The 15390-nt window shown below is 36.1% G+C and carries 17 protein-coding genes; 14 read left to right on the top strand and 3 right to left on the bottom strand.

Going from position 1 to position 15390, the window contains the following annotated elements:
* The first annotated feature begins 148 nt into the window (after positions 1-148).
* The 8 genes from JR050_RS18860 (at position 149) to yajC (ending at position 6875) form a co-directional block, all read left to right on the top strand.
* On the top strand, positions 149-1066 hold the full coding sequence (locus tag JR050_RS18860) for a YhcN/YlaJ family sporulation lipoprotein (RefSeq protein ID WP_204205212.1): 918 nt from the start codon (positions 149-151) through the stop codon (positions 1064-1066).
* A 144-nt stretch (positions 1067-1210) separates the two neighbouring features.
* On the top strand, positions 1211-1780 hold the full coding sequence (locus tag JR050_RS18855) for an intercompartmental signaling factor BofC (RefSeq protein WP_239454481.1): 570 nt from the start codon (positions 1211-1213) through the stop codon (positions 1778-1780).
* A gap of 561 nt (positions 1781-2341) precedes the next feature.
* Entirely contained in the window at positions 2342-2959 is a 618-nt protein-coding gene (gene ruvA, locus JR050_RS18850) for a Holliday junction branch migration protein RuvA (RefSeq protein WP_204205211.1), read from the top strand.
* Positions 2960-2974: 15 nt separating this feature from the next.
* A complete protein-coding gene (ruvB, locus tag JR050_RS18845) occupies positions 2975-3973 on the top strand; it encodes a Holliday junction branch migration DNA helicase RuvB (RefSeq protein ID WP_204205210.1) in 999 nt (332 codons plus the stop codon).
* Positions 3973-4170, top strand: a complete 198-nt coding sequence (locus JR050_RS18840) for a DUF2905 domain-containing protein (RefSeq protein WP_204205209.1) — start codon at positions 3973-3975, stop codon at positions 4168-4170. Before ruvB ends, JR050_RS18840 begins: the two co-directional genes overlap by 1 nt.
* 195 nt (positions 4171-4365) lie before the next feature.
* Positions 4366-5397 carry a tRNA preQ1(34) S-adenosylmethionine ribosyltransferase-isomerase QueA gene (queA, locus tag JR050_RS18835; protein ID WP_204205208.1) on the top strand — a complete coding sequence of 344 codons (1032 nt, stop codon included), beginning with the start codon at positions 4366-4368 and terminating at the stop codon, positions 5395-5397.
* Positions 5398-5430: 33 nt separating this feature from the next.
* Positions 5431-6570, top strand: a complete 1140-nt coding sequence (gene tgt, locus JR050_RS18830; protein WP_204205207.1) for a tRNA guanosine(34) transglycosylase Tgt — start codon at positions 5431-5433, stop codon at positions 6568-6570.
* A 47-nt stretch (positions 6571-6617) separates the two neighbouring features.
* On the top strand, positions 6618-6875 hold the full coding sequence (yajC, locus tag JR050_RS18825; RefSeq protein WP_204205206.1) for a preprotein translocase subunit YajC: 258 nt from the start codon (positions 6618-6620) through the stop codon (positions 6873-6875).
* Positions 6876-6917: 42 nt separating this feature from the next.
* Here yajC and JR050_RS18820 read toward each other — a convergent pair whose 3' ends face one another.
* Entirely contained in the window at positions 6918-7304 is a 387-nt protein-coding gene (locus JR050_RS18820; RefSeq protein ID WP_204205205.1) for a TIGR04086 family membrane protein, read from the bottom strand.
* A 279-nt stretch (positions 7305-7583) separates the two neighbouring features.
* On the opposite strand from JR050_RS18820, the gene JR050_RS18815 reads away from it, so the two are divergent.
* Positions 7584-8228: a DUF421 domain-containing protein gene (locus JR050_RS18815; RefSeq protein ID WP_204205204.1), complete on the top strand. Its 645-nt coding sequence runs from the start codon at positions 7584-7586 to the stop codon at positions 8226-8228.
* Positions 8229-8439: 211 nt separating this feature from the next.
* On the opposite strand, the gene JR050_RS18810 is transcribed toward JR050_RS18815, so the two are convergent.
* Positions 8440-8811: a coiled-coil domain-containing protein gene (locus tag JR050_RS18810; RefSeq protein WP_204205203.1), complete on the bottom strand. Its 372-nt coding sequence runs from the start codon at positions 8809-8811 to the stop codon at positions 8440-8442.
* Positions 8812-8997: 186 nt separating this feature from the next.
* Here JR050_RS18810 and JR050_RS18805 point away from each other — a divergent pair, with 186 nt between their 5' ends.
* From JR050_RS18805 to JR050_RS18795, 3 genes are all read left to right on the top strand, one after another.
* Positions 8998-9576 carry a nucleotidyltransferase family protein gene (locus JR050_RS18805; protein WP_430392902.1) on the top strand — a complete coding sequence of 193 codons (579 nt, stop codon included), beginning with the start codon at positions 8998-9000 and terminating at the stop codon, positions 9574-9576.
* An 87-nt stretch (positions 9577-9663) separates the two neighbouring features.
* A complete protein-coding gene (locus JR050_RS18800; protein WP_239454480.1) occupies positions 9664-9993 on the top strand; it encodes an NUDIX domain-containing protein in 330 nt (109 codons plus the stop codon).
* A 12-nt stretch (positions 9994-10005) separates the two neighbouring features.
* Positions 10006-10632: a hypothetical protein gene (locus tag JR050_RS18795; RefSeq protein WP_204205201.1), complete on the top strand. Its 627-nt coding sequence runs from the start codon at positions 10006-10008 to the stop codon at positions 10630-10632.
* A gap of 69 nt (positions 10633-10701) precedes the next feature.
* Here the strand turns inward: JR050_RS18795 and spoVB are convergent, their stop codons facing one another.
* Positions 10702-12264, bottom strand: a complete 1563-nt coding sequence (spoVB, locus tag JR050_RS18790; protein ID WP_204205200.1) for a stage V sporulation protein B — start codon at positions 12262-12264, stop codon at positions 10702-10704.
* Positions 12265-12391: 127 nt separating this feature from the next.
* Here spoVB and JR050_RS18785 point away from each other — a divergent pair, with 127 nt between their 5' ends.
* The gene (locus tag JR050_RS18785) at positions 12392-12649 is read left to right on the top strand and encodes a post-transcriptional regulator (RefSeq protein WP_149218319.1); all 258 of its coding nucleotides are present in this window, start codon (positions 12392-12394) and stop codon (positions 12647-12649) included.
* A gap of 104 nt (positions 12650-12753) precedes the next feature.
* Positions 12754-15006 carry a protein translocase subunit SecDF gene (gene secDF, locus JR050_RS18780; RefSeq protein ID WP_204205199.1) on the top strand — a complete coding sequence of 751 codons (2253 nt, stop codon included), beginning with the start codon at positions 12754-12756 and terminating at the stop codon, positions 15004-15006.
* Positions 15007-15390 lie beyond the last annotated feature (384 nt).

Below are 15390 nucleotides of genomic sequence, written 5' to 3'. Positions count from 1 at the left end.
TTCATGCTATTTATATACGTATTGTTTAGATGACCACAACTTAACTAACACTGCATATATATAACAGTGTAAAAGAGCCCCTTTATTGCCATGATAGTAAAGAGTGTTTATCACTCAAGATCATCATGAAATCAGGGGGGTATTTACATTGAATAAAAAAGTATTGTACACTCTTTCAACTGCCTTTTTACTAAGTGGTTTAACTGCATGTAATAATGGTACAGATGAAGGAGCAATGGGGAACCGTAATAATGACACTGTTCGTCCAATCGGATACTACTCAGATGAAAATGTAAATCGCTCATATGGCAGATCATATGGTAATGACAATGGTAATGCCATACTGCCTGAAAGAGATAATGATGGTCCAATTACAGAAATGTTAGACCGTAACAACGGAAATAACAATGGCACATTTGGTCGTGGTGTAGGAAATAACACAGGAAATCGCGATAACGGTACTAATGGTAACAACGGTAATAACCGAAACAATGGTATATTTGGTCGTGATGTTCGAAATAACATCGGAACTCGTGATGACGGTGTAATTGACAACAGTGCCAATGGAAACAACCGCGGTACTGGTACAAATTATGGTACGACTGGTAGAAATGTAAACACAAGAGATAACACAACACTACCGAATAACCACCATTTCTCACGAGGGGATTATAATTATCACGGACAAATGGCTGGACGAGATAATAATGCTCGTTCTTCATATACAAATAATTATAACGGCGGATTAGCAGAGCAAATTTCGAATCGCGTGGAAAAGGTTAATAATGTGGACGATGTTCGAACAATTGTCAATGGTGATGAGATTCTTGTAGCTGTTGATACAAACGATCGCAACAATCGTCAAGTTGAAACACAAGTAAAAAATGCAGTTCGTGAATTAACAAAAGGTAAAGACGTCCGTGTTGTCACTGACGAAAACATCTTTACACGTGCACGTAACATTGATAATGAATTGCGTGATGGTGGCCCAACAGATAACCTTGATGCCGATGTGCGTGATATGTTCCGTGAACTTAGAAATGATGTAAATGATGCCATTCGTTAAAACAGTGAGGTAGGCGCAGGTAGCCTACCTTATTTTTGTGTAAAATTATACTGGATAAAACTTCTAATGATGGGTAGACTAATTTATTGTTAAAGAAAGTAAATGGAAGTAAGAATAATTTACTTCAAAAAGAGGTGTTGTTTCATGAAGATTACTTACTCTATTTTAAAAGTTTTAGTTGTAGTAAGTGCATGTATGTACCTATCTGGTTTTGATGCTACTCAAGCTGATGAAGATATTGTATTGTCGTCATTGAAAAGTAATGCCCAAGATCATACTGATGCATATGAAGTGACGAGTCCTTTAAATGTGACACTTATACTAGAACGAATATACTTAGACGGTGAAGTGAGTGAGGAAATTAAGGAAGTATCCATACAATCGATGGAGGATTTTTGGGCAGAATATTCCTCATGGCAATTAATAGATCAAGATGAAGAACAAATGGTATTTCAAAAAAACATAGATGATATTTCTCCATTGTTAAAAGCAAATGGATATTTTGGGATTACAGAAAATGGTGTATTAACTATTTTTAATGGTAAACCAGCAACAGACAAAGTTATCCAATCCTTTTTTCAAATCGATGTAAAAAAACTTGAAAGTCATCAGCATGAGGAACTGAGAAAAGGTATTCCGATTCAATCTAAAGATAAATACGTTGAGGTGCTCGAAGTATTCAAACCTTTCTCTGTAACCTCTCAAAAAAACTAAGGAAAACGAGCCTGTGGGTTCGTTTTTTTATTTTTGAAAGTGGAGCGTAGGTCGCCGAAATAAGGTTAAGTTGTTGGAAATAAAATGAATAGCGTCGTTATACAGATAAAATCGCCGAAAAGATTCGGATTTTCGCCGAATAATAAGAGGATATCGCCGAAAAAGTATTAATTTTCGCCGAATTAGTCTAACATCATTTGAAAAAATTACTTATCGCCGATAAAATGACCGGTTGAGATTCAATAATGAGTTATAATAACTCTGAATTAAAGCTAGCACTAAGTAAAATTAAACAAGAATCGTCTAATCATCATGAAATAAGTAAAAAATAGGTTGATTTCAGAACTGAATGGTTTATTACATATGTGTTCGGTTAGGAAGCTTCTATCAAAAAGCTCAACACCTCTAGTACAAGTACGGGAATCAAGTTTAGGAGAATGAGTTTTTTTATATTAAATTAATCTTTTTAACGGTATGTAAATGATCGTGTTAAGCACTGCTAACGAGTTTGTTTTTTTTATGCTAAAATGGATTACAGCATGATAAGGGAGAGAGTACAAAGTGATTGAATTTGTAAGAGGAACTGTCGCAGACGTTAACCCAGAATATATTGTTATTGATCATCATGGTTTAGGTTATTTAATTCATACCCCGAATCCTTACATATATAATGTAAGTCAAGAAAACGAAGTAACGGTTTATACATACCAGCACGTTCGTGAAGATGTTTTAGCGCTTTATGGTTTTGCATCTAGAAAGGAACGTAGTTTGTTCATGAAGCTTCTCAATGTAACCGGAATTGGACCAAAGGGAGCTATGGCGATCTTAGCATTTGGACGCCCTGAGCAGGTTGTAGGTGCCATTGAGGATGAAAATGAATCCTTTTTAGTGAAGTTTCCTGGTGTAGGGAAGAAAACAGCAAGACAAATTATCCTTGATTTAAAAGGGAAATTAGCAGACTTAGTTGATACTGGATTAGTTCAAGGTAATGTCATTAATCCAGACCATGAACTAGTTACTTCTACTATGAAAGAACTTGAAGAAGCAATTGAAGCTTTAAAGGTATTAGGATATGCAGAGCGTGAAATTAAGAAAATTACTCCTATACTAGAAAAAGAAAATATGTCTACAGATCAATACATAAAGCTTGCCTTGCAACAGCTTGTACAAGGTAGATAGTAAGGAGGAAAAACGTTGGATGATCGTATTGTTTCTGGTGAAGCAAGCTTTGAAGAGGATTTTCTTGAGCAATCCCTTCGTCCACAGCTGCTTCATCAATACATTGGCCAAACAAAAGTAAAAGAAAATCTACTTGTCTTCATTGAAGCAGCAAAAATGAGAAATGAAACATTAGACCATGTTTTATTATATGGACCACCGGGTCTAGGGAAAACAACACTAGCTACCATTATCGCAAACGAAATGGGAGTCAATATCCGAACAACCTCTGGTCCTGCTATTGAACGTCCTGGTGATTTAGCAGCCATTTTGACGGCGCTCGAACCTGGAGATGTTTTATTTATTGATGAAATTCATCGACTTCAGCGTACGGTTGAAGAAGTGTTGTATCCAGCGATGGAAGATTTTTGTTTGGATATTGTCATCGGAAAAGGACCAAGTGCGAGGTCAGTAAGAATTGATTTACCTCCTTTTACATTGGTGGGGGCGACAACAAGGGCGGGTTCCTTATCGGCACCGCTTCGTGATCGATTTGGAGTATTAAGTCGTTTAGAGTATTATAATGTTGAACAGCTATCGACAATAGTAGAAAGAGCCGCTTCTATTCTGCAAGTTGGAATTGTTAAAGAAGCAACAATTGAGATCGCAAGAAGATCAAGAGGAACCCCTAGAATTGCAAATCGACTATTGCGAAGAGTACGAGATTTTGCACAAGTAAGAGGAAATGGTAATATTGATGAGCAAATTACAAAAGAAGCGCTAGAAATGCTTCAAGTCGATAGTTTAGGACTTGATCATATCGACCATAAATTAATTAAAGGTATTATTGAAAAGTTTAAAGGTGGTCCAGTAGGAATCGATACGATTGCTGCTACAATTGGGGAAGAATCACACACAATCGAAGATGTGTATGAACCCTATTTATTGCAGCTTGGTTTTATGCAACGAACACCGAGAGGACGTATTGTGACTGATTTAGCTTATCGTCATTTTCAATTGGAGGTACCAAAGTAATGGAGATTTCTAAGCTCTTAATGACACTTGGAGGTATACTTTTACTAATTGGCGTCATTTGGCAGTTTGTTGGTAGACTACCTGGAGATTTCGTATTTAAAAAAGGGAATGTCACGTTTTATTTTCCAATCGTGACTTCAATCATAGTTAGTATTTTACTTTCTGTTATTTTTTATTTTATTGGACGTTTTAAATAAGGGATTTTTTCGCATAGAATGTTTTTTCCTGAATCGGTCTAAAAACACGTAGTTATTATGGGTTCGGGGAATACTTTAGTTAAAATAAATGAATGTTCGTCTGTATGGATTGATTAAAGATGTCCACAATTTGATTAATAGCGATGCTATATAAGAAAAGAGTCTAAATAAACAAGCTAGAAACAGGTGAAAAACGTGAAAGTTGATTTATTTGATTTTAATTTACCAGAAGAACTTATTGCCCAGACACCTTTAAAAGACCGTGAAGCTTCAAGGCTAATGGTTTTAAATAAGGCAACGGGTGAATTGAAGCATGAGACTTCATTTCGTTCTATTTTATCGTATGTAAAAGAAGGAGATTGCCTTGTATTAAATGATACGAGAGTATTACCTGCTCGTCTTTTTGGTATTAAGGAAGAAACCGGAGCGAAAGTAGAAGTACTATTATTGAAGCAACTTGAAGGTGACAGGTGGGAAACGCTCGTAAAGCCTGCTAAGCGTATTACTGAAGGAACAGTTGTCTCATTTGGAAACGGCAAGTTAAAAGCTACTTGTGTTGGTGTTAGTGAATTTGGTGGAAGAATATTTGAATTTTCTTATGATGGAATTTTCCTAGAAGTATTAGAGGAGTTAGGACAAATGCCTCTGCCACCTTATATACAAGAGCAACTTGAAGATAAAGATCGCTATCAGACAGTTTTTGCAAGAGAAGCGGGTTCTGCTGCAGCTCCTACAGCAGGATTACACTTTACGGATGCACTGCTAGAGGATCTAAAGAAAAAAGGTGTACATATTGCATTTATTACTCTCCATGTTGGTTTAGGTACGTTTAGACCAGTAAATGCCGATACGATTGAAGAACATGACATGCATGCGGAATTTTATCAAATGACAGAGGGAACAGCACGCTTATTGAATGAAGTACATCAAAATGGTGGAAGAATTATTACTGTAGGGACAACCTCTACACGCACACTTGAAACAATTGCTAGTAACAATGACGGGATGTTTGTTGAATCATCAGGCTGGACAAGTATCTTTATATATCCAGGCTATGAATTCAAAGGAATCGACGCAATGATTACAAACTTCCATTTACCAAAATCAACATTAATTATGCTTATTAGCGCATTAGCTGGAAGAGAAAATGTCCTTCAAGCCTATGAAGAAGCGGTAAAAGAAAACTATCGATTCTTTAGCTTTGGAGATGCAATGTTGATCATTTAAGGAACAGAAAGTAGCAACGAAGGGAGCCTTGTAATGGCAGCGATCACATATGAATTAATTAAAACATGTAAACAAACAGGAGCAAGACTTGGAAGAGTACATACTCCACATGGTTCGTTTGAAACTCCTGTATTTATGCCAGTAGGAACATTAGCAACCGTAAAAACGATGTCACCTGAAGAACTCGTTCAAATGGGAGCTGGAATCATTTTGAGTAATACGTATCATTTATGGCTAAGGCCAGGACATGAAATTATCCGTGAAGCAGGTGGTCTTCACAAATTTATGAACTGGGACCGTGCCATTTTAACAGACTCTGGTGGATTCCAAGTATTCAGCTTAAGCGATCTTCGGAAAATTGAAGAAGAAGGAGTACATTTTAGAAACCATCTTAACGGAGAAAAACTATTTTTATCTCCTGAAGGTGCAATGGATATTCAAAATGCACTAGGTTCAGACATTATGATGGCATTTGATGAATGTCCACCATATCCAGCTGGATTTGACTACATGAAAAAGTCTGTAGAGCGTACAAGCAGATGGGCAGAACGTTGTTTAGCCGCTCATAAAAGGCCGGAGGATCAAGGGTTATTTGGAATTGTTCAGGGCGGGGAGTACGAAGAGCTTCGTAAACTGAGTGCAAATGATTTAGTTTCTCTTGATTTCCCAGGCTATGCAATTGGAGGACTTTCTGTTGGAGAACCGAAGGATGTAATGAATCGTGTGTTAGATTATACTACACCGTTATTACCGTCTAACAAGCCCCGTTATTTAATGGGTGTTGGATCACCTGATTCACTAATTGATGGAGCGATACGTGGTGTTGATATGTTTGACTGTGTACTTCCAACGAGAATTGCTCGAAATGGAACACTCATGACAAGTGAAGGGCGATTAGTCGTTCGAAATGCAAAATATGAAAAAGACTTCGGTCCACTAGACCCTAATTGTGACTGCTATACGTGTAAAAATTACTCAAGAGCATACATTCGTCACTTAATTAAATGTAATGAAACATTTGGCTTGAGACTTACTACTTATCATAACCTGCATTTTCTGTTAAAATTAATGGAACAGGTTAGACAAGCAATACGTGAAGATCGCCTTGGTGACTTCAGAGAGGAATTCTTTGAAGCATATGGATTCAATAAACCGAATGCTAAAAATTTCTAGTCTAAGCTTGGCCTACAAATCGTAAATATTAGAAAGGGGTGAAATAGATGGATATCTTATCTTCAGTTGGACCGTTAATCTTAATGTTTGCAATTTTTTATTTCTTGCTGATTAGACCTCAACAAAAGAGACAAAAGTCAGTTCAAAAAATGCAATCTGAATTGAAAAAGGGTGACAAGGTTGTAACAATCGGTGGCATGCATGGTATTGTAGATGCAATCGATGAGAATACAATCATCATTAAGTCAGGTGAATCTCGCCTTACGTTTGATCGCGCGGCAATCCGTGAAGCATCAGCAAATTAATTTGTACATAAAAAGAGCGGAAATTATCCGCTCTTTTTTTCTTTATACGTTAGTTGATGAACTAGATAAATTAACCCCGATAATTCCACCAAAAACAGCTGTAGCTAAATAGCCTAAATGATAAAATGTTTGCTCCATAGAAAAACCTGTTTCCTGACCTAGGAATTGATACAGAATTACAATACCAGTAAATAATAGTGCTGTCGTTCCACCCATAAGCCACCCTTTTTCTTTTCCTCGACCTCCTGAGATAAAACCACCAGCAAACAAAGCAAAGAATGATAAGGCCATAATGAGCCACTGTAAGGAAGATTCTTGCATGTTCGTAAATCGTAAGAGAAGTGAAAAAATAAGGCTACACGTAAGTATAATCACTAGAATTGTCAAAAGACCAAAAGCTACTGCCGAAAACATCTTTCTAGTTTCCATTCTGTTCTCTCCCTTCTTATTTATAGCTAATGTAAAATTAGCCAAGCTTCTTTAGAACAAGCATATTCACCTAAGACAGACTTTAGAATGAAAACTATATGCAAAGGTTGAAAAATTTATTATTTCAAAATCTTCGTTTAAAATAGTCAAATTCTTTAATTTTGTAAGAGTTAAGCTATGAAAGAAAATGGAAAATCCTTCAACTTATCATTTTAGATGAAATGTAAAAACTAAAATGTAGCTATTATGGAGTGGATGAACAAAAAAGGAGGATGCATAATGGAGTATGTAGCAATCATCCTTCGTACTCTCGTTGTTTATGTCTTAATTATCATTATCTTCCGTTTAATGGGGAAAAGGGAAATTGGGGAACTGAGCATATTAGATTTAGTCGTGTTTATTATGATTGCTGAATCTGCTGTGATGGGAATTGAGGATATTGAAAAACCCTTAATGGAAACTATTTTACCGATGGGTCTGTTAATGGCAATACAAATTACTCTCGCCAGCTTATCATTGAAGAGTAAAACCCTTCGTGAGATTATTGATGGTAAGCCATCCGTTCTAATAGAGAATGGGAAAATTAAAGAAAACGAAATGAGGAGACAACGATATAATTTTGACGATCTTCTCATACAGTTACGTGAAAAAAATATAAAAAACTTAGCAGATGTAGAATTTGCTATCTTAGAACCATCCGGTAAGCTTTCAGTATTTGAAAAAGATCACAAAGAAAAAAGTACGTTACATCTACCATTAATTATTGATGGAACAATACAAGAACGACATTTGAAAATATTAAATAAAACGAATCTTTGGCTCAGGCAGCAGTTAAAAAAGTTAGGTTATACGAAAATAAAAGAAATTTCATTTTGCAGCTATGATAATGGAATATTTTATATTGATTTAATAGATAAGAAATAACCAATGGCGATCTTCTAAGGAGATTGCCATTTGGTTTATTTTTTGTGTTTAACAATAATGATGATTTCCCTTACAGGTAATCGCTTTATACTGATCCAATGCTTCTGTAGGATGTGCTGACCTCTACGTTTGTCCCATGAAGTGGAAGACTATTACTTGCACCTACCTAATACAGTCAACATTGATCGTTAACAGGGCACATAGCCTATTTTTATTGATCATCACTTGCACTATATGGGATGTTTAATTGATTCTCAACTGTACGTAGTCTTTGGTTAAAACGGTTATGCTGTCTGGTATGTCGTTCATCGTTTCTGTTTAAGCGAATAATTTCATTATTAATTCTACTTATTTCCCTATTCATTCGTGTAAATTCTACATTTTGTCTGTTGTTTTCCTTGTTTAAGCGATCGACTTCTTTTTCGAGTTTATCGAATTTCTTTTCTAGAGCTGTTAATCGTAAATCAAGTGATTTCGGTGAGGGTATTTGTCGTTCTCCATAAGCATACATCTGTTGGTATGGATCGGAAGAATACATATATGGGCTTATTTGGTAATCGTAATATCCATAGTAATGGTTCATTCTAACGTCTCCTTTTCAAAATAAGAATAGGTGCATATAAGTCTTTTATAAAATATGTATGGTTTTGGGCAACGGCACGGCGATTGCCTATTTAGAAATGAAGAAACTTTTATGGAAAATTGATACCTATCAAGAAAGCTTTATGGTAAATTAAGAATGTATGTTCTTAAAAGGAGGTTTAATTACTTGATGGTAAGGGATATATCACAAATTATCATTCTGATCGAACAAGATGAGTGGATGATGGAAATATTAAAAACTGCTCAATCATTACAATTACCTGATTGGTGGATTTGTGCTGGGTTTGTTCGAACTAAAATATGGGATACACTTTCTGAAAACAGTGATAGAACGCCACTTGATGATATAGATGTTGTTTATTTTGATCCTACTGATTTAAAAGAAGAAACGGAAAAAGAATTTGAAAAAGTGCTTCAACTATTGCTTCCTCATGTTCCATGGTCAGTCAAAAATGAGGCAAGAATGCATACAGTTAACGGTGCTTCTCCTTATACTTCAACGGAAGATGCGATTTCTAAATTCCCTGAAACAGCAACAGCTTTAGGTGTAACGATAACCGATCAAGGTAAAGTACTGTTAACAGCGCCGTGGGGTGTGGGGGATGTGATGTCGTTTAAGGTGAAGCCAACACCTTACTTTCGAGAGAATAAAAAAATTGCATCCATTTATGAAGAACGTATAAGAAAGAAAAGCTGGAAAACGAATTGGCCAAAAGTTACATTCGAACATATTGAGGTAGACTAGTGACAGAAAGTAATAAACTGATAGTCGTCGTTAAGGGAATGATTACTCGAAACAAAAAGGTATTAATTATTAAAAGGTCTAGCAACGATGATATTGGTACTGGAACGTGGGAATTTGCAAGGTGGAAAGATCGATTTCGGTGAGAATTTAGAAGACGCCTTGAAGAGAGAGGTTGAAGAAGAGACTGGTTTAATCGTTGAAATAGGGCAATTGCTATTTGCCACCACTTTTAAGACGAGTTCAACAAGACAAGTCGTCCTACTTACATACTTAGACAATACAGAAAGTGTCAGTGTTACATTATCAGAGGAGCATGATGACTATCATTGGTGTAAAAATGATGAGCTTAGTCGTTACTTACAATCTGACCACATGAAGGAACTTGAAGAAAATCAGTGTTTAACATATTTACAGTAGAGGAGATTTACATTGAATAAAACTCAAATTCTATTAATATTTACTATCGCACTTATTCTAGGTCTTATTAGCGGTTTCTTGAATCTCCCAATTTGGTTTGCGATGATTGCCTTGTGTATGATTGTACTTCCAATGAGTTTATATCCTACTCTAAATAGTCTTTACTTTACTAAGGATATTAACTATGTTGAGAAGTTTCTAGTAGAGAGGAGAAAACAACCGATATACCGTTTCTATTATGCTCTTGCAAATGACAACAAAGCTGACCTAGAGGAAGCGTTAGAAATCTTAAAAAAGAAATATAAAAATAATCCTCACTGGCTAGCAGTTTTTGAAATTGCGTATGCATTGCATGTTAATCACCTTTTATCGGTAAAAGAAAAGATAGGAGATATTAAGCAAAAGGATATTAGAGATTACTATGAGGCATTAGTTTCTGTTGAACAAGGTGACTTTGAGGGTGCTATGAAAACTGAGAATCTAATGAAAAAGGTATGGATGAAGGAAAGTATACTAGCTTCAATTGCAATGAAAAAAGGGTTGAAGGAAGAAGCGAATACCCATAAACAATCTGCCATTGAGCATGCAAAAGGAATTCAAAGATATATTTTAGTTAAGGAACAAGAAAATAAAAAGTAAAGTATTCAAAAAGAAAAGGGACATGTCTTAAAAACTGACATGTCCATTATTTTTGTTCTGTATTATCTATCAAACAAAAGGAGAAATATAACGTCCGACATAAGGAATTCTCGCTACTTCATCCTTTTTTACTAGCTTAAAGATCAGTAGCAGAATGAAATATAAAATGGATGTTACAATGACTGCAATTAGTGTACGAATTGATAGGTGCAGTGATGTAAAGATATATTGTAAGAAATAATGTCCTCCAGCCCCTGCAAGTCCCATCGTAATAAAGCTTTTTACGTAATCTCTTACATAAAACGTATAGGAAATGACTTTAACAACGGTAAAGAAGTGTAATAGTGTGACAAGAACCATCCCGATGACAATAGCGAGTGCTACTCCCATAATACCAAGTTCTGGTCTTGTTGCTAAGGCGAAAATAGCTGCAATTTTTACTGCAGAGCCTATAAAGCTATTAATTAAGGCTGCCTTCGCTAGGTCCATTGCTTGTAGTACGGCAGTAAGTGGTCCTTGGAAATAATAAAAGAGAAAAAAAGGAGCCATTACTTTTACAAATATAGCAGAATTCGATGTTCCGTACATGAGCTGCATGGCAGGCTCTGCAAATACATATAACACCACAACAGCTAACCCACCGGTAACGAAGCTTAAACGAAGTGCCTGCTGCAATCGATGCTCAATCAATAAAGTTTTATTTTGCGCAGCCGCTTCACTTATGGCAGGAACGAGAGATACCGATAATGAGTACGTAATAAACGTAGGAAGCATTAATAACGGCATGGCATATCCTGTTAGCTCACCATACTGCCTTGTTGCAATAACAGTTGTCACCCCGGCTAAAGCCAAACTTTGAGCGACAACAATAGGTTCAAAGAAGTAAGACACAGAACCAATTAACCTGCTTCCTGTTGTCGGTAATGCAATATTCATGAGTTGTCGGAATGTTTCTTTACCAGATTTCACTGATTTGAAGAAATCCTTTCGAATCGGAATACGCTTTTTCATCTTAAACATCGTAATCATATAGATAAGTGAAGCTAGTTCACCAAGAACGACAGAAATCATCGCACCTGCTGCTGCATATTCTACTCCGTATGGAAGAAGTGCACTTGTGAATACAGCGACTAGCGTAATTCTCACAACTTGTTCAATTACTTGAGAAAACGCTGCTGGCTTCATGTTTTGTCTTCCTTGGAAGTAACCTCGAAGTACCGAGGATAATGCAACGATTGGTACAATCGGTGCAATAGCCAATATTGGATATAATGTTTTAGGATTTGCTAGTAGATTTTGAGATAAAAAGGGAGCGAGAAGAATCATTCCGGTTGTGAAAATAATACTTAATATACCTGTAATGGTAAGGGACACAACTAATATCTTCTTTATTTTTTTTCGGTCACCAAGTGCATCTGCTTCTGCTACGAGCTTTGAGATGGCAACAGGTAATCCTATTTGTGTGAGGGTTATCGCTAATAATAGCGTCGGAAAGGCCATCATATAAAGCCCTACGCCCTCTTCTCCCATTACTCTAGCTACTACAACTCGATTTATAAAACCTAAAACTTTCACAATGAGATTTGCTAAGATTAATATTAATGTCCCTTTTATAAATGTTTGTTTCGACATGTGGTACCCTACCTTCTCAAACGAAGTGTTATCATATACAATATTTATATGCATAATGGGTGGCCAAGCATGACAGAAAGAGAACAATGAAACGTGAAAACATGTTGGTCTAAGGAGGAGTATGTGAATGAACTGGGAAGAAATGAGAGAATATGTTCAGCCTGCAATCCAAAGTAAAGTTGAAGAGTTTCACTTATACGGCTTTGATCGTGCAAGTGAAGCTGAAGTATGGGAGTGCTTAAGAAAGAAAAAATGGAAACGAGACGAAGAACCAAAGCCTGTACGAGAAATTATGAATGATGTGCTAAGACTATCGATTAGTGATTATATGAGCTACATAACGGTTGAAGCTTATAAAATGCCATTTGATTTTCCGTCCTCTTAAATTTATTCTATTCTTTTGAAATATTTTGATATAATTGAGAGATACAATTAACTAATAGTGGATACGTTTATGTGTGCAACTTACTAAGGAGGATTCTCTACATAATGGTGAAAAAAGGACGCATTATTATTTTCTTTCTACTTGTCTTGCTTTTAGGTGGCCTAATTGGTACGACAACAAATCAAATCTCAGGAAACATCAAACTAGGTCTTGACCTTCAAGGTGGTTTTGAAGTACTTTACGAAGTTAAACCAGTAAATGGTGACACCATTAATCAAGAGGTGTTAATTAGTACGGTAAAAGCTTTAGAAAAAAGAGTAAACGTGTTAGGGGTAAGTGAGCCTAACATTCAAATTGAGGGAGAAGACCGAATTCGTGTTCAGCTTGCAGGTGTAAGTGATCAAGCGAAAGCAAGAGAGTTACTATCGACAGAAGCACAACTAACATTCCGTGATGTGAACGATCAAGAACTCATGACAGGTGCAGAGCTTGTGGAAAATGGGGCAAAACAAACGTTTGATCCGGAAACGAATAAACCAATTGTTGCTTTAACGATCAAGAGTGCGGAGAAGTTTGCAGAAGTAACAGAGCATGTATTAAATTTAGCGCCGAACAATCAACTAGTAATATGGCTTGATTATAAAGAAGGCGATTCATTTGCTGAAGAAGCAGGAAAAGAAAATCCAAAGTTCATTTCGGCTGCACGTGTTGGACAAGTATTTAACACTACTACAGTTACCATCACAGGTGACTTTACCATTGAAGAAGCAAAGGAAATTGCTGATCTTTTAAATGCTGGGGCACTACCAGTTGAATTAGAAGAAATGTATTCAACTTCTGTAGGAGCTCAATTTGGTGAAAAGGCATTACAAACAACTGTATTTGCTGGAATTATCGGTATTTTAGCTGTATTTTTATTCATGCTAATATTCTACCGATTCCCGGGAATCATTGCGGTTATTACGTTAAGTGTTTATATCTATTTAGTATTGCTTGTATTTGACTGGATGAATGGTGTATTAACTCTGCCTGGTATAGCAGCGATCATCTTAGGGGTCGGTATGGCAGTAGATGCCAATATCATCACGTATGAGCGTATAAAAGAAGAGCTGAAAACAGGTAAGTCTGTTATGTCTGCTTATAAAGCGGGGAATAAGCGATCACTTTCAACGATTCTTGATGCCAATATTACGACATTGCTGGCTGCTGGCGTACTATTCGTATATGGTACAAGTTCTGTAAAAGGCTTTGCGACAATGTTAATTTTAAGTATTTTACTAAGCTTCTTAACAGCAATATACGGAACACGCTTATTCTTAGGTCTTTGGGTGAATAGTCGTTTCTTGAATAAGAAGCTCGGCTATTTTGGGGTTAAACCATCAGAAGTTCAAAATATTGATTCTGATGTCGGTGACTTCAAAGTTCCAACACGATATGATAAGTTTGATTTCGTGAAGCATCGTAAGAAGTATTTTGCATTCTCGATTGCCATCGTAGTCATAGGAATTGTTTTATTATCGACAATGAAACTAAACCTTGGAATTGACTTTGCAAGTGGTTCACGAGTAGAAATTGCCTCAGAACAGAAGTTAACAAAAGAGCAAATTGAAAAAGATATTGAATCATTAGACTTAAATATAGAAGCAAAAGATATTCGATTATCGGGTGATAATTCTGAACTAGGTGTTGTTCGATTTGTAGGGGAGTTATCACAAAAAGAAATCAATGAACTAAAAGGGTTTATAAAAGATAAATATGGTTCTGAGCCGAATGTAAGTACGGTATCTCCAACAGTAGGAAAAGAGTTAGCTAAAAATGCAATGTTTGCGGTTCTAATCGCATCCATTGGGATCATTATTTACGTCACCATTCGTTTTGAAATTTACATGGCGGTTGCTGCGATTGTAGCATTGCTATACGATGCATTCTTTATCATAGCTATATTTAGCTTATTTAGACTTGAAGTTGATTTAACCTTTATTGCAGCTGTCTTAACAATAGTCGGATATTCCATTAATGATACAATCGTAACCTTTGACCGAATTAGAGAAATTATGAAAATTCGTGGCAAGAAGGTTAAAAACTTTGATGATTTAGCCGAAGTTGTAAATGACAGTTTACGTCAAACTTTAGGCCGTTCTGTAAGTACAGTATTCACGGTTGTGATTGTAACAGTTGCTTTATTGCTACTTGGTAGTGAATCGATCTTTAACTTCTCATTAGCCCTATTAATAGGACTAATAGCTGGTACGTATTCATCACTATTTATCGCTTCTCAACTATGGTTAGTTTGGAAAGGTAAAAACATTGGTAAGAAAAAGCCTGTGAAGCTAGTGGAAGAAGATTTAGAGCCTTAATAAGTGATAAGAGGCTGGGACATAAGTATTTCAGCCAATGATAAACCCGAACTATTAGGAGAGATTTTAATGAATCTTTCACTTTATAGTTCGGGTCTTTATTTGTTGCTTTCAATAGATATGTTTGATTTTGCATACTATTTATAATAACTAGTGGAATGGAGCGGAAAGCGAGTGTCTGCAGCGCAATGGAACGAACTTGTTCCTCCAGCTAAACTGATTAATAAATAAAATAGTATACGACAAAAAGTATACTATTTAATAGGTAGAATAATTTTGATATTATTCGCATTTGAGGATGATTTATTTAGTTTGTCCCAGTCTCTTTCTTCTTTTCACCGTGTTACGATTCACAGTATGCACTCTTGAAATTCTAAATTCATC

The sequence above is a fragment of the Bacillus suaedaesalsae genome, assembly GCF_016890225.1.
In the GTDB taxonomy this organism is placed as follows: Bacteria; Bacillota; Bacilli; order Bacillales; family SA4; genus Bacillus_BS; species Bacillus_BS suaedaesalsae.
Note: the sequence above shows the minus strand (reverse complement) of the source record. Positions and strands in the feature narration are given on the sequence as shown.